General features: G+C 35.0%; 20 protein-coding genes and 1 pseudogene. 18 read left to right on the top strand and 3 right to left on the bottom strand.

Annotated features, from left to right (window positions below; all coding sequences use genetic code 11):
* Nucleotides 1-90: 90 nt before the first annotated feature.
* Nucleotides 91-444 (bottom strand): helix-turn-helix transcriptional regulator, encoded by a 354-nt coding sequence (locus Q0E86_RS09145; RefSeq protein ID WP_295756447.1) that lies wholly within the window; start codon nt 442-444, stop codon nt 91-93.
* Between the two features lie 139 nt (nt 445-583).
* Between Q0E86_RS09145 and Q0E86_RS09140 the strand changes: the two genes are divergently transcribed.
* From Q0E86_RS09140 to Q0E86_RS09100, 9 genes are all read left to right on the top strand, one after another.
* The gene (locus Q0E86_RS09140; protein ID WP_117571041.1) at nt 584-802 is read left to right on the top strand and encodes a cation transporter; all 219 of its coding nucleotides are present in this window, start codon (nt 584-586) and stop codon (nt 800-802) included.
* A 91-nt stretch (nt 803-893) separates the two neighbouring features.
* Entirely contained in the window at nt 894-2,762 is a 1,869-nt protein-coding gene (locus Q0E86_RS09135; RefSeq protein ID WP_295756445.1) for a heavy metal translocating P-type ATPase, read from the top strand.
* A gap of 87 nt (nt 2,763-2,849) precedes the next feature.
* Entirely contained in the window at nt 2,850-3,719 is an 870-nt protein-coding gene (locus tag Q0E86_RS09130) for a phosphoribosylaminoimidazolesuccinocarboxamide synthase (protein WP_295756443.1), read from the top strand.
* A 127-nt stretch (nt 3,720-3,846) separates the two neighbouring features.
* Entirely contained in the window at nt 3,847-5,163 is a 1,317-nt protein-coding gene (locus Q0E86_RS09125) for an ATP-binding protein (protein ID WP_295756442.1), read from the top strand.
* A 10-nt stretch (nt 5,164-5,173) separates the two neighbouring features.
* Entirely contained in the window at nt 5,174-5,806 is a 633-nt protein-coding gene (tmk, locus tag Q0E86_RS09120) for a dTMP kinase (RefSeq protein WP_040466405.1), read from the top strand.
* Nucleotides 5,799-6,713, top strand: coding sequence for a DNA polymerase III subunit (locus Q0E86_RS09115; RefSeq protein WP_295756440.1), 915 nt, complete (start codon nt 5,799-5,801; stop codon nt 6,711-6,713). Before tmk ends, Q0E86_RS09115 begins: the two co-directional genes overlap by 8 nt.
* Nucleotides 6,713-7,546: a regulatory iron-sulfur-containing complex subunit RicT gene (gene ricT / locus Q0E86_RS09110; RefSeq protein ID WP_295756438.1), complete on the top strand. Its 834-nt coding sequence runs from the start codon at nt 6,713-6,715 to the stop codon at nt 7,544-7,546. Before Q0E86_RS09115 ends, ricT begins: the two co-directional genes overlap by 1 nt.
* Complete coding sequence (gene rsmI / locus Q0E86_RS09105; RefSeq protein ID WP_295756436.1) at nt 7,539-8,384, top strand: 16S rRNA (cytidine(1402)-2'-O)-methyltransferase; 846 nt, start codon at nt 7,539-7,541, stop codon at nt 8,382-8,384. Before ricT ends, rsmI begins: the two co-directional genes overlap by 8 nt.
* A 92-nt stretch (nt 8,385-8,476) precedes the next feature.
* The gene (locus tag Q0E86_RS09100; protein ID WP_295756434.1) at nt 8,477-10,159 is read left to right on the top strand and encodes an ABC transporter substrate-binding protein; all 1,683 of its coding nucleotides are present in this window, start codon (nt 8,477-8,479) and stop codon (nt 10,157-10,159) included.
* A gap of 31 nt (nt 10,160-10,190) precedes the next feature.
* On the opposite strand, the gene Q0E86_RS09095 is transcribed toward Q0E86_RS09100, so the two are convergent.
* Together Q0E86_RS09095 and Q0E86_RS09090 are read right to left on the bottom strand one after the other, a co-directional pair.
* Nucleotides 10,191-10,937 (bottom strand): DeoR/GlpR family DNA-binding transcription regulator, encoded by a 747-nt coding sequence (locus Q0E86_RS09095; protein WP_295756432.1) that lies wholly within the window; start codon nt 10,935-10,937, stop codon nt 10,191-10,193.
* Between the two features lie 47 nt (nt 10,938-10,984).
* Nucleotides 10,985-11,899: a glycyl-radical enzyme activating protein gene (locus tag Q0E86_RS09090; RefSeq protein ID WP_295756430.1), complete on the bottom strand. Its 915-nt coding sequence runs from the start codon at nt 11,897-11,899 to the stop codon at nt 10,985-10,987.
* Between the two features lie 149 nt (nt 11,900-12,048).
* On the opposite strand from Q0E86_RS09090, the gene Q0E86_RS09085 reads away from it, so the two are divergent.
* The 9 genes and pseudogenes from Q0E86_RS09085 to purH all read left to right on the top strand — a co-directional run.
* Nucleotides 12,049-14,466: a glycyl radical protein gene (locus tag Q0E86_RS09085; protein WP_295756429.1), complete on the top strand. Its 2,418-nt coding sequence runs from the start codon at nt 12,049-12,051 to the stop codon at nt 14,464-14,466.
* 403 nt (nt 14,467-14,869) lie between these two features.
* Nucleotides 14,870-16,531 carry an ABC transporter substrate-binding protein gene (locus tag Q0E86_RS09080; protein ID WP_295756427.1) on the top strand — a complete coding sequence of 554 codons (1,662 nt, stop codon included), beginning with the start codon at nt 14,870-14,872 and terminating at the stop codon, nt 16,529-16,531.
* Nucleotides 16,532-16,626: 95 nt separating this feature from the next.
* A complete protein-coding gene (locus tag Q0E86_RS09075) occupies nt 16,627-17,982 on the top strand; it encodes an MATE family efflux transporter (RefSeq protein WP_295756425.1) in 1,356 nt (451 codons plus the stop codon).
* A 178-nt stretch (nt 17,983-18,160) separates the two neighbouring features.
* Entirely contained in the window at nt 18,161-18,649 is a 489-nt protein-coding gene (purE, locus tag Q0E86_RS09070; RefSeq protein WP_003865622.1) for a 5-(carboxyamino)imidazole ribonucleotide mutase, read from the top strand.
* A 10-nt stretch (nt 18,650-18,659) separates the two neighbouring features.
* The gene (locus Q0E86_RS09065) at nt 18,660-22,361 is read left to right on the top strand and encodes a phosphoribosylformylglycinamidine synthase (RefSeq protein WP_295756424.1); all 3,702 of its coding nucleotides are present in this window, start codon (nt 18,660-18,662) and stop codon (nt 22,359-22,361) included.
* Nucleotide 22,362: 1 nt separating this feature from the next.
* Complete coding sequence (purF, locus tag Q0E86_RS09060) at nt 22,363-23,742, top strand: amidophosphoribosyltransferase (protein ID WP_295756422.1); 1,380 nt, start codon at nt 22,363-22,365, stop codon at nt 23,740-23,742.
* Between the two features lie 3 nt (nt 23,743-23,745).
* A complete protein-coding gene (gene purM, locus Q0E86_RS09055) occupies nt 23,746-24,777 on the top strand; it encodes a phosphoribosylformylglycinamidine cyclo-ligase (protein ID WP_295756420.1) in 1,032 nt (343 codons plus the stop codon).
* Complete coding sequence (purN, locus tag Q0E86_RS09050) at nt 24,771-25,355, top strand: phosphoribosylglycinamide formyltransferase (RefSeq protein ID WP_295756418.1); 585 nt, start codon at nt 24,771-24,773, stop codon at nt 25,353-25,355. The genes purM and purN overlap by 7 nt, the downstream gene beginning before the upstream one ends.
* Nucleotides 25,352-25,926, top strand: a pseudogene (gene purH, locus Q0E86_RS09045) (bifunctional phosphoribosylaminoimidazolecarboxamide formyltransferase/IMP cyclohydrolase); the annotation flags it as partial. The gene purN and the pseudogene purH, both read left to right, overlap by 4 nt.

Below are 25,926 nucleotides of genomic sequence, written 5' to 3'. Positions count from 1 at the left end.
ATTTTCCATAAAAAAAAGAGGAGCACATTTTTTGTGTTCCCCTCGAAGCCGTCATTTCTTAACTTAATGACATTGAGATCAATCTTCCTTTTAATGTTCTTTCGTATGATCAAAGGCCATGCCTAGAATGGTTTCAATATGCTCGTCATCTAATGAATAGTAAACTGTCTTTCCTTCTTTTCTAGATTTAATCAATTTAGAAAGGCGTAAAGCCTTTAATTGATGGGATACGGCAGATTTAGTCATATCGAGTACATTGGCTAAATCGGATACGCACATTTCACTTTGTTGAAGGGATAATAATAGCTGTAGACGTGTACTATCTCCCATGACTTTAAAGAAATCAGATAGATTCATAATTTCATCAAAGGCAGGCATTTTATCTTTTACTTCTTGTACTAATTCTGTATTTTTAGGCTTGCAGTCACAATGTGTACCAATCATAAGTTCTCCTTTTTTCTTTATTATAGTTGAATGATTGAACAATTGTCAAAAATGTTATTGACATCATGCATGAATCCTATATAATGAAAGTATAAAAGTTGAATATATGTTCAACTATTCAAACGTGGAGGATATTAAAATGAAAAAGAGTTATAAGATTGATGTAGATTGCGCAAACTGTGCAAACAAAATGGAAGTAGCTGCTAATAATACGGAAGGTGTAAAGAGTGCAGTTGTTAACTTCATGATGTTAAAGATGAATGTTGAATTCGAAGAAGGCGTTCAACCTAAAGAAGTTATGGCTCGCGTTTTAGAGAACTGCAAAAAAGTTGAAGATGATTGTGAAATTTTCTTTTAATGAAAAGTAAGATGCGAAAGCATCTCTATTTTTCAATTGTTATAGTTGAATAATTGAGCAATTAATATTTTTTAGAGAGGATGGAATAAACGTGAACAAAAAACAGAAGAAGATGTTAAAGCGAATCATTGTCGCAAGTGTTCTTTTTATCATAATTAAAGTCATAAAACTTCCTGAATATATTGAGATTCCTTTGTTTCTAGTGGCCTATCTAGAAATTGGGTATGATATTCTTCTTAAGGCTTTTAAAGGAATTAAAAATCGTCAAGTATTTGATGAAAACTTTCTTATGGCTGTCGCAACCGTGGGAGCTATTGGATTAAAGTCTTTTGATGAGGCAACAGCCGTTATGTTGTTCTATCAGATTGGTGAATGGTTTCAGAGTTACGCGGTTGGTAAGAGTCGTAAAAACATTACGGAATTAATGGATATTCGACCAGATTATGCCAATATTGAAGATGAGGATGGAAATCTTGAACAAGTAGATCCAGATGAAGTAGAGATTGGTACGATCATTGTGGTTAAGCCTGGTGAAAAGGTAGCTATTGATGGTATTGTGGTTGAAGGAAGTTCTACTCTAAATACAGCGGCATTAACAGGAGAAAGCTTGCCTAGAGAAGTAAGTGAAAATGATGAAGTAATTAGTGGTTGCATCAATATGACGGGCTTATTAAAAATTAAGACAACAAAAGAATTTGGTGAATCCACTGTATCAAAAATCTTGGATTTAGTAGAAAATGCATCAAGTAAGAAATCTCGTTCCGAAGCGTTTATTTCGCGCTTTGCGAGAATTTATACGCCAGCCGTATGTTATAGTGCTTTGGCCTTATTCTTGCTTCCACCTGTATTCAATTTGGTTATGGGAAATCCTGCTGACTTTGGTACATGGCTATACCGTGCCTTAACATTCTTAGTTATTTCTTGTCCATGTGCATTGGTGATCAGTATTCCTTTGAGCTTTTTTGCCGGAATTGGTGGCGCCAGCAACCAGGGAGTTTTAGTTAAAGGATCAAACTATCTAGAGGCATTGGCTTCATGTAAATATGTTGTATTTGATAAAACAGGCACAATGACGCAAGGTGTGTTTGAGGTGGCAGAAATTCATCATGCGAATATTCCAGAAGAAAAATTATTAGAATATGCAGCGATGGCTGAAAGTTATTCGACACATCCAATTTCTAAGAGTTTGTTAAAGGCGTATGGAAATACAATTGATAAATCTCGCATTGAAGATGTAGAAGAAATTAGTGGTCATGGTGTGAAAGCTATAATTGATGGAGTGCAAGTGCTTGCGGGTAATGATAAATTAATGAAGATGTATAATATTTCGTATCAAGAATGTCATTCTGTAGGTACCATTGTACATATGGCTATTGATGGCAAATATGCAGGTCACATTGTGATTTCAGATATGTTGAAACCTCATGCTAAAGAAGCAATTGAGGCATTGAAGAAGGCTGGCATTAAACAAACGGTCATGTTGACTGGAGATGTAAAAAGTGTTGCCGACAAGGTGGCTTCTGAATTAAATATTGACAAAGTGTATTCTGAGTTATTGCCTCAAGATAAGGTAAATAAGGTAGAAGAGTTATTGTCTTTAAAGCACTCGAAAGAAAATCTTGCATTTGTCGGAGATGGAATTAATGATGCGCCTGTATTATCAAGAGCTGATATTGGTATTGCGATGGGTGCTTTAGGCAGTGATGCAGCCATTGAGGCAGCGGATATTGTATTAATGGATGATGATCCATTAAAGATTTCTAAAGCCATTAAGATTGCGAAGAAGTGTATTCATATTGTATATGAGAATATTTATTTTGCGATTGGTGTTAAATTAATCTGTTTATTATTAGGTGCCATTGGTATTGCGAATATGTGGGTTGCGATTTTTGCGGATGTTGGAGTTATGATCATTGCCGTATTAAATGCGATTCGTGCATTAAATGTTAAAAATTTGTAAGGAAATCTTAGGATTTCCTTATTTTCATATTGTGTTAAATTTGTTTTAGTTGTATCTTTGTCTTGTACGCAGAAAAGGAGATTCGAGATGCAGGAATTAAAACCAATTAAAGAAGGAAAAGTACGTGAGATTTACGACAATGGAGACAACCTTATTATGGTTGCGACAGATCGCATCAGTTGTTTTGATGTAATTCTAAACAATGAGGTTACAAAAAAAGGAACTGTTTTAACACAGATGTCAAAATTCTGGTTTGATTACACAAGTGATATCTTACCTAATCACATGATTAGTGTAGATACAAAAGATATGCCAGAATATTTCCAACAAGAAAAATTTGAAGGAAAATCAATGTTATGTCGTAAATTGAACATGCTTCCAATCGAATGTATTGTTCGTGGTTACATCACAGGTAGTGGATGGGCTAGCTACAAAAAAACAGGAAAGGTTTGTGGTATTGAACTTCCAGAAGGGTTACAAGAATCACAACAACTTCCAGAACCAATTTATACACCTAGTACAAAGGCAGAAATTGGGGATCACGATGAAAATATTTCTTTTGAACAAAGTATTGCACACTTAGAAAAATACTTCCCAGGACATGGTGAAGAATATGCGACTAAGATTAAAGATTGTACAATCGCATTATATAAAAAATGTGCTAAGTATGCTTTAAGCAAAGGAATTATTATTGCGGATACAAAATTTGAATTTGGTTTAGACGAAAATGGAAATATCGTTATTGGTGATGAAATGTTGACTCCTGATAGTTCTCGTTTCTGGCCTGCAGACGGATATGAAGCTGGACATTCACAACCATCATTTGATAAACAATTTGCGCGTGACTGGCTAAAGGCAAATCCAGATAATGACTGGACACTTCCTCAAGAAATTGTGGATAAGACAATTGAAAAATATCTTCAAGCTTACACAATGTTGACAGGAAAAACTTTATAATTGAAAGATACCCATAAGTTGAATGCTTATGGGTGTTTTTTTTTGAAAACTGTATTTTTTGATGTCTAAATATATTTGAAAACCGTAAAATATGATGTTAAAATTTACTTGAAAACCGGAGGAAACTATGTTTAAAAGAAAAATTGAGTCCTATTTAGAAACATATTTGAATAGTGATGAAGAACGAATTTTATGCATTGATGGAGCTAGACAAATTGGAAAGTCATATATTATTCGAGCTTTGGCGAAAAAATATTATACAAATTATGTAGAAGTGAATATGATTGATGATTATGCAGGTGATCGATTATTTGCGGATGTAAAGAATAAAGATGAGTTTTATTTGCAGCTAAGCATTTTGCATGGAGATAAATTAAAAGACAGAGAAAATACAATTGTTTTCTTAGATGAGATTCAAGTATACCCTCATTTGTTGACAATGCTAAAATCGTTGCGTTATGACAATCGATTTAAATATATTTGTAGTGGTTCTTTGTTGGGGGTTACTTTACATAAAACGACTTCGATTCCAATGGGTTCCATTTTGGAAAAAAAGATGTATCCAATGGATTTTGAGGAATTTTTATGGGCTTGTGGCGTTGGAAATGAATTTATTTCTTATATGAAACAGTGTTATGAAACAAAAGAGTCTTTAAATGAATCGATGCATAATAAGATTTTAAATTTGTTTAAAACATATCTGTATGTTGGTGGTTTACCAGATGCGATAAAGGCATATGTAGAAACAAAGAATGTATATAATATTCGTGAAGTACAGACTTTAACCCATAAATATTATCGAGAAGATGCTGGTAAATATGATGAGGATAATCGGCTTGTGATTCAAAAAATGTATGATTATATTCCCTCAAATATTGACAACAAGGTTAAGAGAATACAATTCACAAAAATTGAAAATCAACCAAACGCAAGATTCAAAAATTATGAACATGAATTCGAATATTTGATATCTTCAGGTATCGCATTACCAGTTTCTGCCATTGCAGAACCAAGTTTTCCGCTGATTCAGTCTTCCAAGAAAAATTTAATAAAACTATATATGAATGATGTGGGATTGTTTACCAATATTTTGTATAGTTATAACGTGAACGCAATATTAAAAGATGAAGTGAAAGTAAATTTAGGAGCTGTATATGAAACAGTAGTTACACAAGAATTAAAAGCGCATGGGCATAATTTGTATTATTATGATCGTAGAAAAGTTGGAGAAGTGGATTATTTAATCGATGATTATTCGACTTTAAGTGTCATCCCTATTGAAATAAAATCAGGACGAGATGGCTATGAATTTAGTGCATTAAAAAAGGTGATTGCAGCCCAAGAGAATAGAATTCAAAAAGGATATGTATTCTCAAATGATAGAGTGGTTAAGGAAGAAAAGAATATAGTGTATATGCCAATATACTATATTATGTTTGTGTGAGGAAATGAAAATGAAACAAGGTGTATTTATAACATTTGAAGGAAATGATGGATCAGGAAAGACAACCGTATGTAAAGCGGTACAAGAAGAATTGATCAAAATGGGATACGATTGTATCTATACAAGAGAACCAGGTGGAAGTAAGATTGCTGAATCTATTCGTAATATATTATTAGATGTAAATAATACGGAGATGGATGATCGTACAGAAGCATTATTATATGCGGCAAGTCGTAGACAACATTTAAAAGAAGTTGTTCTTCCGGCATTAGAAAATAAGAAGATCGTATTGTGTGATCGCTTCATTGATTCAAGTTTGGCATATCAAGGAATTGCACGAGGTATTGGATTAAAAGAAGTGTGGGATATCAATCAGTTTGCGATCGATGGGTGTATGCCAGAAAAGACATTGTTTTTATCTGTTAGTGTAGAAACAGGAAAGAAACGAATGAATCTTCGTGGCGATTTAAATCGTTTGGATCAAGAAGAAAGTTCATTCCATAAAGCTGTACGCCAAGGCTATGAAACATTAGTTTCTATGTATCCAGAGCGTATTGAAGTCATTGATGCCGAGCCTTGTAAAGAAGAAGTATTAAAGAGTGCTATGGAATGTGTTTTAAAGGTTATTAAAGAACATGAATAAAGAATATTTAAAAAAAGCACAATCGGTTGTGTATCAGACGTTGTCGAATGCTTTAAAGAATCAAAGAGTTGCGAATGCCTATTTATTTCATGGACCGAAAGGTTCAAGTAAATTAGAAACGGCGATCTTGTTTGCACAAAGCATTGTATGCGAACATACAGATGTTGATGGATTCGCATGCCAAGAATGCGAAACTTGTAAACGAATTGAGAATGAAGAGTCTTTAGACTACATGATTGTATCGAATGATCGTATTAAAAAGAAAGATATTGTAGATTTACAGGCGTTTTTTGAATCCACTAGTGCAGGAAAACAAAATGCTCGAATCTATATTCTAGATCATTATGATAAGGCTACACCGGATGCTTCAAATAGTTTGTTGAAGTTTTTAGAGGAGCCAAGTGAAGGGATTTATGGTATATTAATTGCGGATGAAAAGTCCAATGTTTTACCAACTATTCAATCTAGGTGTCAGGCCATTCATTTTAAGCCCGAAAGTTGTGAGCATGCATTGCTTGAAAATACAAGTGAAGAAAATGCGAAGATGCTTGCAGAATCTGGATATACATATGATAAGGCCATTGAATTATTGGCTTTACCTGATTTTGAAGAATTGAAACAAATTGCACTTGAATATATTGAACACGCATCTTCTTTTGCACAAATTGAAAAGATGCAGACAAATGTGTTTGTGAATAAGTCAGATTGCATGAATAAGGATTGGATACAGTTGTGGATTCAGTGGGCTTTATTCTATGTGAAAAATGACAGGGTAAATGTACCTTTAGAAAAAAAAGTAAAACTATATTCAATCTTGGTTGAAAACATGGATATGTTGTATCGACCAGTCGATTTAGGTTTATTTATGGATAAGCTTTATTATGATATTAGGAAGGCTGTGATTTAGTGAATACAGAAGGAAAAGTGACATATAAATATATTGTTTATATACAGTTTGAAGAGTCGAAAAAAGCCTACACTTTCGGATCTGATGTTAAATATTATACAAATGATATTGTCGTTGTAGAAACAGTGCGTGGGCAAGAACTTGGAAAGGTTTGTGTACCAACCATTGATTTTGATGCTTCAAAAGTAAAGGGAGATATTAAACCAGTATTGCGTAAGGCAACACAAGAAGATATTAAGTGTAAAGAAGAGAATGTTGAAAGAGCTAAAGAAGCTATGAAGATTTGTCAGGAATGTGTGGCAAATTTGAAGTTGGATATGCATTTGATTAGCTCAGAATATATATTGGATCGTACAAAAGTAATTTTCACGTATGTATCGGACGAGCGTGTTGATTTTAGACAATTATTGAAAGACTTAGCACAACATTTACATTGTCGTATTGAGTTAAGACAAGTAGGACCAAGAAACAAAGCTAAAATCGTTGGTGGAATTGGAAATTGTGGTATGGAATGTTGCTGTTCAAGATTCATGTCAGATTTTGATACGGTATCTATTAATATGGCAAAAAATCAAATGTTGGCATTGAATATTCAGAAATTGAGTGGTCAATGTGGAAAGTTGATGTGTTGTTTGCGTTTTGAAAATGAAGAGTATACAAGAATGCGTAAAGATTTACCAAAGATGAATTCGATTGTGAGTTATCAAGGTAAAAAATATCGCATATCAAGTATGAATGTGCTTCAAAAACAGGCAAAACTAGAAAACAAAGAAGAAGTCTTGTTTGTGAACTTTAAAGAATTGTGGCCAGATAAGGAATTTAACAATGATTAGACAGAAGAGTTTTGAGTCGAATACTTCTACATTGTATTTGGTTCCCACACCTATTGGCAATTTACAAGAAATGACACCTAGAGCACTAGATATTTTAAAAAGTGTGAGTGTCATTGCGGCAGAAGATACGCGTAACACCAAAAAACTTTTAATGGCTTATGGCATTGATACAACGTTGATGTCTCATCATGAGCATAATCAGCAAGCCAGTATTCCAAAAATCATTGAACGATTGGAAAATGGTGAAGATGTTGCGGTTGTATCGGATGCAGGCTATCCATTAGTTTCAGATCCAGGACAAAAACTAGTTCAAGAAACGATTTCGCATGGATTTAATGTGGTTTCAGTTTCAGGTGCTAATGCCGCTATGAATGCGTTGGTTGCGAGTGGATTGAGTTGTTATCACTATTTGTTTTATGGCTTTTTAGACAATAAGAGTTCAAAAAGAAAGAAACAGCTCGAAGAAATCAAAACAATTCCTTATACAACGATTTTCTATGAAGCGCCACATCGTATTGAAGATACTTTGCAGGATATGTTAGAAGTGTTGGGAAATCGTCAAATGTGCTTGGCTAGAGAACTCACAAAAGTGCATGAAGAATATATTCGTGGAACCATTGAAGAAGTGTTAGAAGTAGCTGCTACTTGTAAAGGTGAAATGGTCATTGTCATGGATGGCTTTAAACAAGATGAAGTTGTATTTGATATGTATACTGCTATATCGAAAGTGGATGAATATATTGAATCTGGAATGCGAACAAAGGAAGCTATTGGTTTGGTTGCCAAAGAAATGGCTTGTAAAAAGAATGAATTATATGAAGCTTATCATAAAAGATAGGCTTTTTTCTTTTCAGAAATTCATTGTAAATGAAGTTGATATTGTTTCAGAAAGCGCTATAATGGTTTACATAAAAAGAGAAGAGGAAGATTATGAATAAGAGAAAAGTATGTGCCCTAGGTATGGCATTCATGCTTGCAGGATGCTCTGCAGGCGGATCGGGTTCTAGTAAAGAACAAACGTTAACTGTTGGATTGTTTACAGAAATGAATGGAGATTTCTCTCCCATGTATTATCAAACAGTAAACGATCATAACGTAATTAATTTGGTATATCAAGGATTGTTGGCATATGACAAGGATTCTAATTTAGTGCCAGAATTGGCGGAGGATTTACCTACTATTAGTGATGATGGTACAACGATGACATTCAAATTGAAGAAAGGTGTTGAGTTCAGTGATGGATCTAAATTTACTTCAAAAGATGTAAAGGCAACATTCAGTGTTATGGCTGATCCAAGCTATACAGGACGTTTTTCTAGTAAGGTTGATTTCCTAAATGGATATAGCGAATATCATGATGGAGATGCAAAAGATATTTTAGGTATTGAAACACCAGATGATTATACGGTTGTTTTCCATATGTCAAAACCAAAAATCGATGCAGAGTCTACTTTGGGAACACAAAAAATTTGTAGTGCAAAAACATTGAAGTATAAGAAGGGTAAAACTTCAAATGTGGAAAAGAACAATAGTAATCCAGTCGGTACAGGTCCATATAAATTGAAATCATTCTCTAAAACAGAGGGAGCTTCATTGGATCGAAATGAAAATTTTGAAGCAAAGGATGGAGAATATCAAATCTCTAAGATCATGATCAAGAAAACAGAAACTTCTACTGAAGTCAAGGAATTGGAAAATGGAACGGTCGATTATATTCCAGATGTAGTGGATGCGAATAAAATCAATACAGTAGCAAATGATAAAGATAAAGGTTTGACTATGGACTCTTATCCAAGTGATCGTGAAGACTTCTTGTTTATGAATACAGTTGCAGGCGCTTGCCAAGATCAGGCGGTACGTCAGGCATTGGCTTATGGATTTGATCGAGAAGCCTATATCGCAAGCTATTATAAATTAGATGATAAAGATGCTAAATTAGCATATGTACCAAGCATGTTTGGTAACCCGGTATCTGGGGCAAATGGTGCGTATATTCGCGGTGAAGAAAAAGTAGATGGTGCTACTTACTATGATTATGATGTAGAAAAGGCAAAACAAATCCTAGATGATGCCGGATGGACTGTTGGAAGTGATGGTATTCGTGAAAAGGATGGTCAAAAATTAAGTATTAAGTTCTTGGCTACAAAAGAAAAAGATGCGATGGACACATTGATTCCTATGTTACAAAAAGAGTGGGGAGAACTTGGCGTTGACTTTAAGGCAAACACAATGGAATTTAATACGGTTATTGCCACTGTAGGTGATGATTCAGCTGTTGGTGATTGGGATGTATCTTATTTAGGATTCTCTTTTGGAAGTCCTGAAGATACTGAAGTTGATTACTTGATTCAATCACAGGGTGTGAATAACTTTGCTCGTTTAAAAGATGATGAATTAGATTCATACTTAGCTGCAGGTGCTTATACAGCTGATAAAGAGGCTTCAGCCGCTGCTTACTTAAAAGCTTACGTTCGTCAAGCAGAACTATGTGCATATTTACCAACAGATGGTGTACAAACATATTGTTTACGTAATAAGAAAGTAAAAGGAATGGAAACTTCTTCTACATTTATCTGGTCACAATCAATGGCAACAGCATATATTGATGATTAATAAAAAAAGGATTTCGTTTGAAATCCTTTTTTTAGACCTTAATGATTTGAATGTTCTGGTTATTGAGCTCTTCGATATAGGAAGAATCAATAGAATGATCAGTTATAACCGTTTTTACTTTATCTTTCAAATTTAATGGTACAACACCACGCTTAGAAAATTTATCACTCTCTGTTAAGACAACGATTTGTTCAGCTTGATGAGACATATCACGTACGGCTTGCGCTCGCATCTGATCACGATTTGAAAAGCCTATTCTAGAATCATATCCATCTGTACCGATGAAAAAATAATCGACAAAAAAGTTGGACACACATTCTTGCACCATAGGGCCGACCATAACTTGTGAATCTTGTTGATAAATACCACCTAGAAGGATGATTTGAAAATTAGATTTTCCACGGATATATTCTGCGATAAAAGCACTGTTAGTTATGATTGTTAAGTCTTTATGAAGTTGTGTTAACGTATCGGCTAAAAGTGCACAACAACTACCACTTTCAATCATAATTGTATCGCCCTCACTTACAAGTTCGGCAGCTTTTAAGGCTATTTGCTTCTTTTCTTCATAATGATATGCGATTCTGCCATTGATATCATCTGCACTACATAAAACAGCATAACCATGTTCACGCTTGATGATTCCTTTAGTTTCTAATGCATCTAAATCTTTGCGGACCGTCACCTGTGAAACATCTAAATATTCAGCTAATTGAGAAACTTCAACTTTCTTTTCAGATGTCAGTAATTCTAATATTTTATTTGTTCTATTTTTCATTTATATCGATTCCTATCATTTTGTTTATATAATAAGTGTTTTTGGTTTCAAATGAAAGCATTTATATTATTTTCTTTAAATACATTTAAATACTCTTTTAAATCTTCTGGATGATATGAAGGAACATTTTCATAATCATATTTTTGGTTTAAAAGATGATATTTATTTTCTCCAAATTGATGGAATGGTAGAAGCTGACACTTGTTTATTCCCATGTTATGAAGTGTTTTTGAAAATTCTTTTGCGTCTTCTAAAGAATCATTAAATCCTGGAATGACAGGGATTCGCGGAAGAACAGTTTTTCCATTTTCAATGGCATGTTTCATGTTGAGCAAAGGCAATTCGTTTGAAACGTTTGTACCTTCTATGTGCTTGCCTGAACTCCAATGTTTCATATCAAAAAGAATGTAATCAACCTGTTCCATGACCCAATCAAATGTTTCTTGTGTCGCAAAACCAGTTGTTTCACAACACGTATGAACCCTCTCTTCTTTAGCTGCTAGAAGAAGTTCTCTTGAAAAATCTGGTTGAAGTAAGAGTTCACCTCCAGAAAGAGTAAGTCCACCACCACTTTCTTCGTAGAATACTTGATCTTGTAAAACAATTTTAAGTACTTCTTCCACTGATTTTTGTTCACCTTGTGCACTTAATGCATTTTTTGGACATTCACATACACATTTCTTACATCCACTACACTGACTATGGTTGATTTTGATAGATTTCTCACTTATTTTAATGGCATTCTTTGGACAAGTTTCAATGCAATGCTGACAGTTTATACATTTTTTTTGATCCCAAAGAATTTGTGTTTGCACAAGCTGACTCTCAGGATTTGCACACCACTTGCAACGAAGGGGACATCCCTTTAGAAAAACGGTAGTACGAATGCCTGGACCGTCATTTACACTGAATTTTTGAATATTAAAAATAATACCTGTTGTATTTCGATTTGCTATTTTCATTGTGTTGATCTCCTTAAATGTATTATAACATGTTGAAGTTGCAAATGAAAGTTCATAAAATTACGAATGAAATATATTGACATAATATGAGTTGGATGATACTTTTAAAACAGATATTAGTTACGAATGAAATGAACAGGAGAGTATATATGGAAAATGCAGAACATTTTGGAACATTGACTAAACGAATGAAGGATTTTCGTGAAGAAGTATTGGATGAGAAACCTTATATTGATGCCGAACGTGCCATTTTAGCTACAGAAGCTTATAAAGAAAATTTAAATCAACCACGAGTAATGGTTCGAGCTAAAATGCTAGAAAAAATATTGGATCATATGAGTATATATATTGAGGATAAATCTCTTTTGGCAGGAAACCAAGCGACTAAGAATCGTAATGCTCCAATTTTTCCTGAATATACTATGGAATTTGTGATCAACGAATTGGATCAGTTTGAAAAAAGAGATGGGGACGTATTCTATATCACAGAAAAGACGAAAGAACAACTTAGAGAAATTGCGCCATTCTGGGAAAACAATAATTTACGTGCAAGAGGTGAAGCACTTCTTCCTGAAGAAGTTCGTGTTTTTATGGAAACCGGTGTATTTGGAATGGAAGGTAAGTTAAATGCCGGAGATGCGCATTTGGCCGTGAACTATGAACGAATTTTAAAGGATGGATTAAAAGGATATGAAAAGCGTGTAAAAGAATGTAAAGCTTCTCTAGATTTGACATCCCCTGATAGTATTGACAAGTATTGTTTCTATAATGCAGTTCTTATTGTGTTAGATGCAGTACGTACTTTCGCGAACCGTTACAGTGTTCTTGCAAAGAATTTAGCAGAAAGAGAATTGGATCTAGAAAGAAAGATTGAATTATTAGAAATCAGCAAAATTTGTGCAAAAGTGCCGTATGAACCAGCAGAAACCTTTCAAGAAGCTGTACAATCCGTATGGTTTATTCAATTGATTTTACAAATTGAATCCAATGGACATTCTTTGAGCTATGGAAGATTCGATCAATATATGTATCCATATTATGATCGAGATATTAAAAGCGGAAATATTACAGAAGCAGAAGCTTTGGAACTATTGACTTGTTTGTGGATCAAAACACTAACAATCAATAAAGTACGTTCTCAAGCCCACACATTAAGTTCAGCAGGTTCTCCTATGTATCAAAATGTAACGATTGCAGGTCAGACAACAGATAAAAAGGATGCGGTCAATGACTTGAGTTTCTTAGTATTAAAATCGGTTGCACAGACAAGATTGACACAACCGAATTTAACTGTGCGCTATCATAAGAATATTAATAAACAATTTTTGGATGAATGTGTAGAAGTTATGCGATTGGGATTTGGTATGCCAGCATTGAATAATGATGAAATTATTATTCCATCGTTTATGGATTGGGGCGTTAAAGAAGAAGATGCCTATAATTACAGTGCCATAGGCTGTGTAGAAACAGCGGTTCCAGGTAAATGGGGATATCGTTGCACGGGAATGTCTTATATTAATTTTCCAAGAATGCTTTTGTGTACGATGAATAATGGTGTGGATCTAACAAGTAATAAACGTTTCACAAAGGGTTATGGTTATTTTACCGAAATGGAAAGTTATGAAGAACTTTTAAAGGCATGGGATAAGACGGTTAGGGAAATTACTCGTTATAGTGTGATTGTTGAAAATGCGATTGATAAAGCGTCTGAAAGAGATGTACCCGATGTTCTTTGCTCAGCTTTAACTGATGATTGCATTGCCAGAGGTAAAACAATCAAAGAAGGTGGAGCTGTATATGATTTTATTTCTGGTCTACAAGTTGGAATCGCAAATATGGCAGATTGTTTGGCCGCAATAAAGAAGTTGGTATATGAAGAAAAGAAAATCACAAGACAAGAATTATGGGCTGCAATCTTAGATGATTTTTCATCACCAGAAAATAAGAAGATTCAGGAAATGTTGATTTGTGAAGCTCCAAAATACGGAAATGATGATGACTACGTAGATCAATTGATTGTAGAAGCGTATGATTCTTATATTGATGAAATCGAAAAATATCCAAATACGCGATATAATAGAGGACCAATTGGTGGAATTCGTTATGCGGGAACTTCATCAATCAGTGCGAATGTTGGACAAGGAATGTCAACGATGGCTACACCAGATGGGCGAAATGCGTTCGAACCTTTGGCAGAAGGTTGCAGTCCAGCCCATAATAGTGATAAGAATGGTCCAACGGCTGTATTTAAAAGTGTATCTAAGCTTCGTACAAATAAAATTACAGGTGGAGTTTTACTAAATCAAAAAATGACGCCGCAAATGTTGTCAACAGAGGAAAACCGTCAAAAATTAGAATTGTTGATTCAAACATTCTTCAATCGTTTACATGGATATCATGTGCAATATAACATTGTGTCTAAGGAAACTTTGATTGATGCGCAGAAGCATCCTGAAAAACATAAAGATTTAATTGTTCGTGTAGCTGGATATAGTGCTTTCTTCAATGTGCTTTCCAAAAAGACGCAAGATGATATTATCGGGAGAACAGAGCAGTCTTTGATGTAAAAAAATGAAATAAACTGAAAAAAGTATTGAAAACAAGCCGTGTTAGGTGTATCCTATAGGCAACCGATGCGAAAGAGATCAAACTAAGAACCGGATACAAAGAGATTCTAGTCATGGTGGAAGCTAGATTATTACGACTTGGCAAATGGACTTTCAAGGGCAAGGTGAAAAGAAATTCTGAGTAGCTGCGACGTGTTCCGTGCGTTAAATGGATCGAATGTGATGGCATTCTAGAGGTGGGGATAACTATACCAATTCAGGTGGTACCGCAGATTATTTTGATATTCTGTCCTGTGTCAAATTTTTAATTTGATGCAGGATTTTTTATTTATAAGGAGAGTGATGAAAAGTGTTAACTGACTGGTGGTGGTACAAAGAATAGATAATTAGGAGGTAGAAGAGGATGTACAAGAAATTATTAGTATGTGGATTAGCTTTATTAATGTGTGGATGTAGCGCAAAAGCTACAGGTAATGATCAAGTGTTGACAGTAGGATTAAGTTCTGAAATGAATGGAACTTTTTCACCTATGTATTACCAAACGACAAATGATTCTTATGTGGTGGATTTAGTGTATCAAGGATTGTTGAAATACAACAAAAAAGGAGAGTTAGTTGCGGATTTGGCTAAGTCCTTACCTGAAATTAGTGAGGATGGAAAGACAATGACTTTTAAATTAAAGAAAGGCATCAAATTTAGTGATGGTTCAAAGTTTACTTCAAAAGATGTGCAAACAACATTTACTGTTATGGCAGATCCAAGCTATACAGGTCGTTTTGCGAATAATGTTGATTTCTTAGATGGCTATAGTGAATATCACGATGCAGATGCATCTAGTTTTACTGGTATTGAAACACCAGATAACTATACAGTCGTTTTCCATTTGGATAAACCAAGAATTGATGCTGTTTCTACACTTGGAACACAAAAGATCTGTAGTGCTGAATATTTAAATTATAAAAAAGGTAAAACAGAAAACATTGAAAAGAAGAATAGTAAGCCAATTGGAACGGGTGCTTATGTATTGAAGAAATTTGAGAAGACAAGTGGAGCTAGCTTAGTTTCAAATCCAAATTTTAAAGCGAAAAAAGGTCAATATCAAATTTCTAAGATCATGATCAAAAAGACAGATACTTCAACAGAAGTCAAAGAATTGGAAAATGGAACTGTGGATTATATTCCAGATGTGATTGAGGCAAATAAAATTAAATCTGTTCAAAAGAATAAGAGTTTATCCGTAGATTCTTATCCAAGTGATCGTGAAAGCTTCATTATCTTTAATTCATATGCGGGAGCTTGCAGTGATGTTGCGGTAAGAAAAGCCATTGGATATGGATTTAACGCCCAAGAATATATTGATAACTATTATCAAATTGATGGCATGGCCTATAAGCCTGGTACTTTTGGAAATCCTGTTTCTTTAAATAATGGAAAAATGATTCGTAATGAAGAAAATGTGGATGGTGTTACTTATTATGATTATGATGTTGAAAAGGCCAACCAGATCTTAGATGAAGCTGGATATACATTGGCAGACGATGGATATCGCTATAAAGATGGTGAAAAATTAACAGTTCGTTTCTTGGCAAATAAGGATAAGGATTCTTTGGATTCTTTGATTCCAGTTTTACAGAAATGTTTAAATGCGATTGGCATTGATTTTAAAGCCAATACAGTTGAATTTAATACGGTCATTAGTACAGTGCAGGATGATGCACAAACAGATAGTTGGGATGCGACATATCTTGGATTTTCTTATGGCTCACCAGATGATACAGGCATTAACTTTATTTTAAGAACTGGCGCTACAAATAACTTCGGTCGTTTAAGTGATGAACAATTAGATGCTTATTTAGATGCAGGTATGTATACTTCAGATAATGAAGTGTCTAAAGAAAACTATCATAATGCGTTGGTTCGCCAAAGTGAACTATGTGGTTATTTACCTGTGGATTCTACTAAAACATATTGCTTAAGAAACAAGAATATCAAAGGAATGCATACAACATCTATTTATAATTGGGCTCAATCGATTGCGACAGCATATAGCATGTATTGTAAATAAATAATACATGATGTATCCTAATGGATATTAGGGCAGAATAAAGTCCTGTACTAACTTATGTTGGTGCAGGCTTTTCTTGTATGGGGGAGGATTATATGGCAAAACAAAATTCAATTCAATTAATGACAAAAGGAAGTATTGCCAAACAAATCATTGGCTATGCGATACCTATATTCATTGGATATCTTTTTCAGCAACTCTACAATACTGTAGATGCATTGATTGTAGGAAATTTTCTAGGGCAGAATGCGTTGGCTGCCGTTACTGGTGTTGGCTCGTTGATTTTCTTGTTTGTTGGTTTTTTTAATGGCTTTGCGACAGGAGCTAGTGTCATTATTGCCAATGCGATAGGTGCTCAAGATGAGGTTAGAACAAAAAAAGCGGTATATACAACAGCTACATTCGGTATTATCTTAGGGCTTATTATGACAATGAGTGGCTATGCATTAACGGATCAAATGTTGATGTGGATGGGATCTCCACAAGAAGTATTTGGCTTATCTTCCACATATTTAAAAATTTATTTTTTAGGCGGTTTTTCTTTAGTCTTATATAACATGCTTGTGGGTATCATTCGTGCTGGAGGCGATGCCAAACATCCACTATATTATTTGATTGTCAGTTCGATATTGAATGTCGTTTTAGATGTGGTATTTATCACTGTATTTAAGATGGGCGTTGCAGGAGCTGCCTGGGCAACAATCATTTCTGAATTTGCGAGTATGTTTTTGTGTGCTGTACAATTGGCAAGAGAAGAAAGTATTTTGCATATTTCATGGCTACACTTAACTTTGGATTTTGAAAATTTGAAACAAATCTGTATTTACGGCTTGCCAACAGGACTACAAGGCTGTGTGATTGATTTTGCGAATGTCATGATTCAATCGTATATCAATTCATTTGGTGCAGCCGCAATTGCAGGTATTGGTGCATATTCAAAGGTAGAAGGATTTATTTTCCTTCCTGAAATTTCTTTTTCGATGGCACTTACGACATTTGTCTCACAAAATGAAGGAGCCGGACAAAAGGAACGTTCGCGAAAGGGAATTTTGTTTGGGCTTGTAGCAGCATTATTCATGATTGAATGTTTAGGTATTTTGATCTACTTGTTTGCGCCAACCTTTATTTCATTTTTTAATCAAAATCCAGAAGTGATTAAGATTGGTGTGGATCGTGCTAAAATTTGTGCTTTCTTCTATATACTTTTGGGTTTTTCACATGTGGTTTCTAGTATTTTAAGAGGTTTAGGACGTCCTGTAATGCCAATGGTGGTCATGCTTGTGTGTTGGTGTGCGGTTCGTGTTGTTGTGTTGATGACAATCGGACAGAGCATACATAGTTTGTATTTAACGCATTGGTTGTATCCGATTACTTGGGGATTAAGCTCGATTGTCTATATATTTGATTTAAGAAAATATAAATTATTCACTTCTAGAGAACAACTTTCATGAAATATGGGTTGTCATTTGAGTTGGTTTTGGGTATTATAATCTTGCAGAAGTGTTTTTCTGATTTTGGAGGTCTTACTTATGGTCTTAAGAAGATTTACCACAATTGATGGAGAAGAATTGCTTTTTTAAGTGTGCCTACTATAGGTGCGCTTTTTTTGTTTTGAAAGGAAGGTCATTTATGGAAACAAAGCGTGTTTTAATTGTGATGGGTTCTCGTTCAGACTTGCCAAGTATGGAAGGCTGCATGAAACAATTAGACGATTTTCAAGTCGGATATGAAGTTCGTGTATTAAGTGCACATCGTACACCAGAAGCTGTTTTAGAATTATCAAAGACAGCGTGTGAACGTGGAATTCAGGTTATTATTGCGGCAGCCGGAGGAGCAGCACATTTAGCTGGAGTTTTAGCTAGCTCTACACCGTTGCCAGTTATTGGAATCCCTATTCAGACATCTGCTTTAGGTGGATTGGATTCATTATTATCAACAGTACAAATGCCTCAAGGAGTTCCTGTTGCGACAGTAGCAATTGGTAAATCAGGGGCAAGAAATGCAGCAATCTTAGCTTGTCAGATGATTGGACTTAATGATAAGTCATTGCAGGATAAAATTGTTGAATTTAAAAAAGAACAAGCACAAAAAGTATTAGAACAGTCAATTGTTGAATAAGGAGAAGGAAATGGATACTCGTATTTTTGTTCATAAAAAAGAACAGTTTCAGGTTGAAAGTGAATCATTAGCGGCTGAATTAAGACAATCTTTATCTTTAAGAGAAGATTTTGGTCTAACAAAATACAATTTATATGATATTTTTAACGCTGATGAAAATGATATTGAATTATTAAAGAAAAATGTTTGTAGTGAAGTGGTTACAGATGATGTATATGATTCTGTAGATTTAACAGGTAAATCATATTTGGCATATGAATTTTTACCAGGTCAATACGATCAAAGAGCAGACAGTGCAATGCAATGTTTGATGCTTTTGAACAACAAACAAACAGTACGTATTCATTCAGGTACTTTATTAGTGTTCGCAAACCCAGTAGATGAAGAAACACTTAATAAAATCACACATTATATTGTTAACCCTGTTGAAGCACGTGTTAAAGACCTTTCTGTATTGGTAGATGATCAGGACGTTGAAGTTAAAGATGTTCCTGTTTTAGAAGGATTTACAAAAAAGACGAAAGAAGAATTAGATGCTTTACGTCAGACTTTAGGGTTGGCCATGTCTCAAGCGGACATTGAGCATGTTCAACGTTACTTTGAAAAGGAAGAAAAAAGAGATTGCACAATGACTGAACTACGTGTGCTAGACACATATTGGTCAGATCACTGTCGTCATACTACTTTTGAAACTGTATTAGATGATGTATGTTTCCATTTGGATACATTGTCCGATGAATTACAGGCTTCTTATGAAAAATATTTAAAATTACGTCAGGAAGTTCATGGAAACCGTAAAGAAAAAACATTGATGGATATGGCTACAATTGCTGGTAAATATCTTCGTAAACAAGGTAAGCTTGATGATATGGAGATTACAGATGAAATCAATGCGTGCAGTGTAGAAATTACAGTGGATGTAGATGGAAAAGATGAACAATGGCTATTGATGTTCAAAAATGAAACACACAACCACCCTACAGAAATTGAACCATTTGGTGGAGCTAGCACATGTATTGGTGGAGCTATTCGTGATCCATTATCAGGACGTAGTTATGTATATCAAGCTATGCGTATTACAGGTGCGGGAGATATCACTAAACCAATTAGTGAAACTTTAGAGCACAAATTACCTCAATCAAAGATTTCAAAGACAGCCGCTCAAGGTTATTCAAGTTATGGTAACCAAATTGGTTTGGCGACTACATTTGTAGACGAAATTTATGATGATGGCTACGTTGCGAAACGTATGGAAGTTGGTGCCGTTGTTGGTGCCGCTCCTAAATCACATGTTAAACGTGAACAACCACAAGCAGGCGATATCATTGTTATGATTGGTGGAGCTACTGGTCGTGATGGAATTGGTGGAGCTACAGGTTCAAGTAAAGAACATAATGAAACAAGCTTGGAAAAATGTTCAAGTGAAGTTCAAAAGGGTAATGCCTTAATTGAACGTAAATTACAGCGTCTATTCAGAAATCCTGCTTGTACAAAATTAATTAAAAAGGCCAATGACTTTGGAGCTGGTGGAGTCAGTGTTGCCGTAGGTGAACTTGCGGATGGATTGGATATCAACTTAGATGCAGTTCCAGTCAAATATCAAGGCTTAGATGGCACAGAATTAGCTATTAGTGAATCTCAAGAACGTATGGCTGTATGTATTGAGGCTAAAGATTTTGAAAAGTTCAAAGAAGAAGCTTATAAAGAAAACTTAGAGGCTATCAAAGTTGCGGATGTAACAGATACAAATCGTTTAGTCATGAAATGGCGTGGCGAAACAATTGTTGATATGTCACGTGCTTTCTTGGATACAAACGGTGTTCGTCAACACCAGGTTGTTGATGTTTGTGAAAATGAATATGATGAACATCCATTTGATGAAGTAAATTCAGATTTAAATACAGTATTACAAGATGCGAATGTCGCAAGCCAGATTGGTTTGGCAGAAATGTTTGATGCTTCTATTGGTAAGAGTACGGTATTGATGCCTTTTGGAGGTAAATATCAATTAACGCCTGAAGAAGGTTCTGTACAAAAATTACCTGTACACGGAATGACAAATACATGTTCAGTTATGACATATGGATATGATCCAAAAGTATCTAAATATTCTCCATATTTGGGTGCTAGTTATTCAGTTGTTGAAGCATTAGCTCGTATTACAGCATTGGGTGCTGACTATAAAAAGTGTCGTTTATCAAATCAAGAATATTTTGAACATCTAGGTGCAGACGCACAAAAATGGGGACAACCATTTGAAGCTTTATTAGGTTTGATTGATGCACAATTGGCATTTGAAACACCTAGTATTGGTGGAAAAGACTCTATGAGTGGAACATATAAAGATATTCATGTACCACCAACAGTGATTACTTTCGCAGTTACTACAGCGAAAACAGATCACATTGTTTCGGCTTCATTTAAAAATCCTGGAGACTATGTATATTTAGTAAAACATACACCTGTTAAGAATCATGTTCCAAACTATGAACAATTGAAAGAAAACTTTGAAACGGTTCATAAGTTGATGCAAGAAAAGAAAATTGTTGCGGCAAGCACAATTAAATTTGGTGGTTTAGGTGCAACTATTGCGAAGATGGCATTTGGATCTAAAGTTGGTGTTGCGATCAATACAGAAGAAGATGTATATGGATTTAACTTGGGTTCAATGATTGTTGAAGCTACAGAAAGTATTCAAGATGAACATTTAGAATTGATTGGTATCTTAAATGATGATTCTAAGATTGTATTAAATGATGAAACAGTTGAAATTGAAGATGCATTAAAGGCTTGGACAAAACGTTATGGTGAAATTTATCCAATGATCGTAGATGAAGGAAAAGGTACTTTAGAAACACCTTTAAATGATGTGGAAGTACCTATGTCTAAGGTTGTAGTTGAAAAACCAAAAGTAATCATTCCTATTTTCCCAGGACAAAACTGTGAATTTGATACAACAGCTAAATTTGAACGTGCTGGTGCCGAAGTAAAACAAGTTGTATTTAATAATTTAACAGTTGAAAATATTCAAAAGAGTATTGAAACATTGGCTGAAGAAATCAGTGCAGCTCAAATTTTAATGATCGTAGGTGGATTTAGTAGTGGAGACGAACCAGATGGCTCTGGTAAATTCATTGCGAACGTATTAAGAAATCCAAAGATTGCCCAAGCTATTGATACAATGCGTGCAAATGATGGATTGATCTTAGGTATTTGTAATGGATTCCAGGCATTGATCAAATCGGGATTATTGCCTTATGGTGATATTGAAAAATTGGATGCAGAAAATCCAACATTATTTAGAAACAATATCAACCGACACGTTTCTCATATTGCACGTACACGTATTACAAGCAATGCTTCTCCTTGGCTTGCTGGTATGAAAGCAGGAAATGTATATTCAGTGGCTGTTAGTCATGGTGAAGGTAAATTTGTTGCGAGTGAAGAAGTGCTAAATAAATTGATTGAAAATGGTCAGGTTGCAACACAATATGTAAATGAAAAGGGTGTTCCAACAATGGATGGAAAAGACAACTTGAATGGTTCAAGTATGGCAATCGAAGGTATCTTCTCTGAAGATGGAAAAATCTTTGGTAAGATGGGTCATAGTGAACGTTATGAAAAAGGCTTGTTCCAAAATATTGCAGGAAATAAAGACCAGGATATTTTCGCAAATGGTGTTCGTTACTTTACACACAAGCAGGTGAAGTAGAATGACGATGCAAAAGGTAGTTCAAGATTCTTCTGGGATCGTAGGCTTGTTCAATGTAGAACAAGCCGCCCAGAATATCTATTTAGCAATGCATGCCATTCAACATCGTGGACAAGATGGTGTTGGTGTGGCTGTTAGTGATAGAGAAAATGTTGTTTGTAAAAAGGGATTAGGATTATTGTCTGAGAATTTAAAACAAGATACATTAAATTCTTTAGAGGGTGATATTGCGATTGGTCAACTTCGTATGGCCACAAAAAATGATTCTCAATTAGAAAATGTTCAGCCAATTATGGTGCGTAGTCATCAAAGATATTTTGCGGTCGTATCTAGTGGTATGGTCACAAATGCAGTTTCATTAAGAACAAAATTAGAGAATGAAGGCTTGATTTTCCAGGGGACCAGTGACTCTGAATTGTTAGCACACTTGATTCAATTAAATCCGGGTTCTTTTGAAGAAAAAATCACAAAGGCTTGTCGTATGATGAGTGGAGCCTACACATTTATGGTCATCACAAAAGATAGTTTATATGTGGTAAGAGATCCACATGGAATTCGTTCTTTATACATTGCCAAGGTAGATAATGGTTATTGTATCAGTAGTGAAACTTGTTCATTCCCAATTCTTGGTGGAGAATTTGTTCGTGAAGTAAATCCAGGAGAATTGATTTGTTTCAATAGTGATGGAATGAATTCTTGTCAGATTTTTGAGAAAACAGAAACGAAAGCTTGTGCCTTAGAATACGTATATTATTCTAGACCGGACAGTATTCATAATGGATCGACGGTGCATGAAGTTAGAAAACAATGTGGCTATTATTTAGCTAAAGAAGAAGATGTTAAGGCAGATATTGTTGTTGGTGTTCCTGATTCAGCATTAAGTGCAGCAGCAAGCTTTGCCAGAACACTAAATGTACCATATGAAACGGGCTTGATTAAAAACCGTTATATTGGTTCTACATTTATTCGTCCAACGCAGCAACAGAGAATGCAAGGTATGCGTGTTCGTTTAAATGCGATCAGTTCAGTTGTTAAGGGAAAGAGTGTATATCTAGTGGATGATAGTGTTGTAAAAGGATTTACATCACGTAGAATTTGTCAATTATTAAAAGAGGCAGGAGCTAAAGAAGTGCATTTACGTATTGCTTCGCCAATGTTGAAGTATCCTTGCTTATATGGAGCGGATTCAACGGCACAAAAAGATTTGGCAGCTTTTAATTATTCAGTAGACGAAATGAAACAGTTGTTCCAAGTGGATTCATTACGTTTTATAAGTGTAGAAGATTTCAAAAAATGTGTACCTGAAACAAGTTGTTTAGCTTGTTGTACAGGTGAATATCCAGAAGAGTTACAAGATTATAAAGATGAGGTAAAGGAGTAGAGTATGGCAGAACATTATGCAGCAGCAGGCGTTAGTTTAGAGGCAGGATATAAATCTGTTGAATTAATTAAGGAGCATGTTAAGAAAACAATGCGTCCAGAAGTATTAGGAGGACTTGGTGGTTTCTCTGGTGCCTTCTCATTGTCTAAAATTAAAGATATGGAAGAGCCTGTATTGCTTTCTGGTACAGATGGATGTGGTACAAAAGTTAAACTTGCGATGGTTATGAATAAGCATGACACGATTGGTATTGATGCTGTCGCAATGTGTGTGAATGATATCGCATGTGCTGGAGGAGAACCACTATTTTTCTTAGATTACATCGCATGTGGAAAGAATGTTCCAGAAAAAATTGCAGATATCGTTAAAGGTGTTTCTGAGGGTTGTTTACAATCTGAAGCGGCTTTAATTGGTGGAGAAACTGCAGAACATCCAGGTTTAATGCCAGAAGATGATTATGATCTAGCTGGTTTTGCGGTTGGTGTTTGTGATAAAAAAGATATGATTACTGGTAAAGATCTAAATGTTGGAGATGTTTTGATTGGACTTCCTTCAACTGGAGTTCACAGTAATGGTTTCTCATTGGTTCGTAATGTATTTGATATTACAGAAGAATCTTTAAATACGTATTATGATGAATTAGGTAAAACTTTAGGAGAGGCATTACTTGCTCCTACAAAAATTTATGTTAAGGCATTAAAACACATTAAAGCATCTGGTATTACTTTAAAAGCTTGCAGCCACATTACTGGTGGTGGATTCTATGAAAATGTTCCTCGAATGTTAAAAGAGGGAATGGGTGTTGAAATTGATACGAAAGCTTTCCCAAAACCTCCAATCTTTGACTTGATCCAGAAGAATGGGGATATTTCAACGAAGGAAATGTACAACGTATTTAATATGGGGCTTGGTTTTGTGATGGCAGTAGATCCTGCAGATGTAGAAAAGGTTCAAACTGCGTTAAATGAAATCAATGAACCAAGCTATGTGGTTGGTAAAGTAACTGAAACAGGACAGGTAGATGTCCAATGGTAAATATTGCAGTATTTGCGAGTGGTTCGGGCACTAACTTTGAAACAATCTTATCTCATATTGAAGATGGTTCTTTACATGTGAATTGTGCTTGTTTGATAGCTGATAAAGAGAATGCGTACGCAAGAGTTCGTGCGCGTAATCATGGAATTGAAGAGTTTTACTTTGATCCTAAAGGGTATGGTGGTAAAGCTGGTTATGAAGCGGCTATTTTAGAAGTGTTAAAAGAGAAAAAAGTGGATTTGATTGTATTAAGTGGATATATGCGTTTTATTGGACACACTTTATTGAGTGCGTATCCAAATAGTATTATCAATTTGCATCCAGCTTATTTACCTGAATTTCCAGGGGCTCATAGTATTGCGGATGCATATGAGGCGAAAGTATCTCAAACAGGAGTTACTGTTCATTTTGTAGATGAAGGTGTGGATACAGGACCTATCATTCGTCAGGAAAGAGTTGCGATCGATCCGTCTTGGGATTTAGAAACATTAGAATCGCATGTACATGCGATGGAATATGATTTGTTCTGGCAAGTAATTGAACAAGTCGCAAAAAGTATCGAGGAGGAAAAAGAATGAAGCGAGCATTAGTAAGTGTATCTGATAAAACAGGTTTAGTTGAATTTGTACAAGGTCTAGTAGATTGTGGATATGAAATTATTTCTACTGGAGGAACAAAAAAAGCTTTAGAAGCAGCAGGAATCCATCCGATTGGAATTAGTGAAGTAACTGGTTTTCCTGAAATTATGGATGGTCGTGTAAAAACTTTACACCCAAAAGTGCATGGTGCATTGCTTTGTGTTCGTTCAAATCCAGATCATGTTCGTCAATTACAAGAGTTAGGTATTGAGTATATTGATTTGGTTTGTGTGAATTTATATCCTTTCAAAGAAACTGTGTTAAAACCTGGTGTTACACATGAAGAAATTATTGAAAATATTGATATTGGTGGTCCAAGTATGCTTCGTAGTGCTTCTAAAAACTATCAAAGCATTCCGGTTCTTTGTGATCCAAAAGATTATGATAAAGTCCTTGAAGAAATCAGAGAAAATCAAGAAACAACATTGGAAACTCGTGAGCGTTTAGCTGCAAAAGTATTCCGTCATACAGCTCGTTATGATGCGATGATCGCAGATTATTTAACTAAGAA

The organism is uncultured Holdemanella sp., from assembly GCF_934754935.1.
Taxonomy (GTDB): Bacteria; Bacillota_I; Bacilli_A; order Erysipelotrichales; family Erysipelotrichaceae; genus Holdemanella.
The sequence above is the reverse complement of the archived record's forward strand: the minus strand, read 5'-3'. Positions and strand labels throughout refer to the sequence as shown.

Excerpts from the sequence above, each read along its gene's own strand:
- Q0E86_RS09145 (WP_295756447.1), bottom strand. The coding sequence starts at position 444 with ATGATTGGTACACATTGTGACTGCAAGCCTAAAAATACAGAATTAGTA.
- Q0E86_RS09140 (WP_117571041.1), top strand. The coding sequence starts at position 584 with ATGAAAAAGAGTTATAAGATTGATGTAGATTGCGCAAACTGTGCAAAC.
- Q0E86_RS09130 (WP_295756443.1), top strand. The coding sequence starts at position 2,850 with ATGCAGGAATTAAAACCAATTAAAGAAGGAAAAGTACGTGAGATTTAC.
- Q0E86_RS09125 (WP_295756442.1), top strand. The coding sequence starts at position 3,847 with ATGTTTAAAAGAAAAATTGAGTCCTATTTAGAAACATATTTGAATAGT.
- tmk (WP_040466405.1), top strand. The coding sequence starts at position 5,174 with ATGAAACAAGGTGTATTTATAACATTTGAAGGAAATGATGGATCAGGA.
- Q0E86_RS09115 (WP_295756440.1), top strand. The coding sequence starts at position 5,799 with ATGAATAAAGAATATTTAAAAAAAGCACAATCGGTTGTGTATCAGACG.
- rsmI (WP_295756436.1), top strand. The coding sequence starts at position 7,539 with ATGATTAGACAGAAGAGTTTTGAGTCGAATACTTCTACATTGTATTTG.
- Q0E86_RS09100 (WP_295756434.1), top strand. The coding sequence starts at position 8,477 with ATGAATAAGAGAAAAGTATGTGCCCTAGGTATGGCATTCATGCTTGCA.
- Q0E86_RS09095 (WP_295756432.1), bottom strand. The coding sequence starts at position 10,937 with ATGAAAAATAGAACAAATAAAATATTAGAATTACTGACATCTGAAAAG.
- Q0E86_RS09090 (WP_295756430.1), bottom strand. The coding sequence starts at position 11,899 with ATGAAAATAGCAAATCGAAATACAACAGGTATTATTTTTAATATTCAA.
- Q0E86_RS09085 (WP_295756429.1), top strand. The coding sequence starts at position 12,049 with ATGGAAAATGCAGAACATTTTGGAACATTGACTAAACGAATGAAGGAT.
- Q0E86_RS09080 (WP_295756427.1), top strand. The coding sequence starts at position 14,870 with ATGTACAAGAAATTATTAGTATGTGGATTAGCTTTATTAATGTGTGGA.
- Q0E86_RS09075 (WP_295756425.1), top strand. The coding sequence starts at position 16,627 with ATGGCAAAACAAAATTCAATTCAATTAATGACAAAAGGAAGTATTGCC.
- purE (WP_003865622.1), top strand. The coding sequence starts at position 18,161 with ATGGAAACAAAGCGTGTTTTAATTGTGATGGGTTCTCGTTCAGACTTG.
- Q0E86_RS09065 (WP_295756424.1), top strand. The coding sequence starts at position 18,660 with ATGGATACTCGTATTTTTGTTCATAAAAAAGAACAGTTTCAGGTTGAA.
- purF (WP_295756422.1), top strand. The coding sequence starts at position 22,363 with ATGACGATGCAAAAGGTAGTTCAAGATTCTTCTGGGATCGTAGGCTTG.
- purM (WP_295756420.1), top strand. The coding sequence starts at position 23,746 with ATGGCAGAACATTATGCAGCAGCAGGCGTTAGTTTAGAGGCAGGATAT.
- purN (WP_295756418.1), top strand. The coding sequence starts at position 24,771 with ATGGTAAATATTGCAGTATTTGCGAGTGGTTCGGGCACTAACTTTGAA.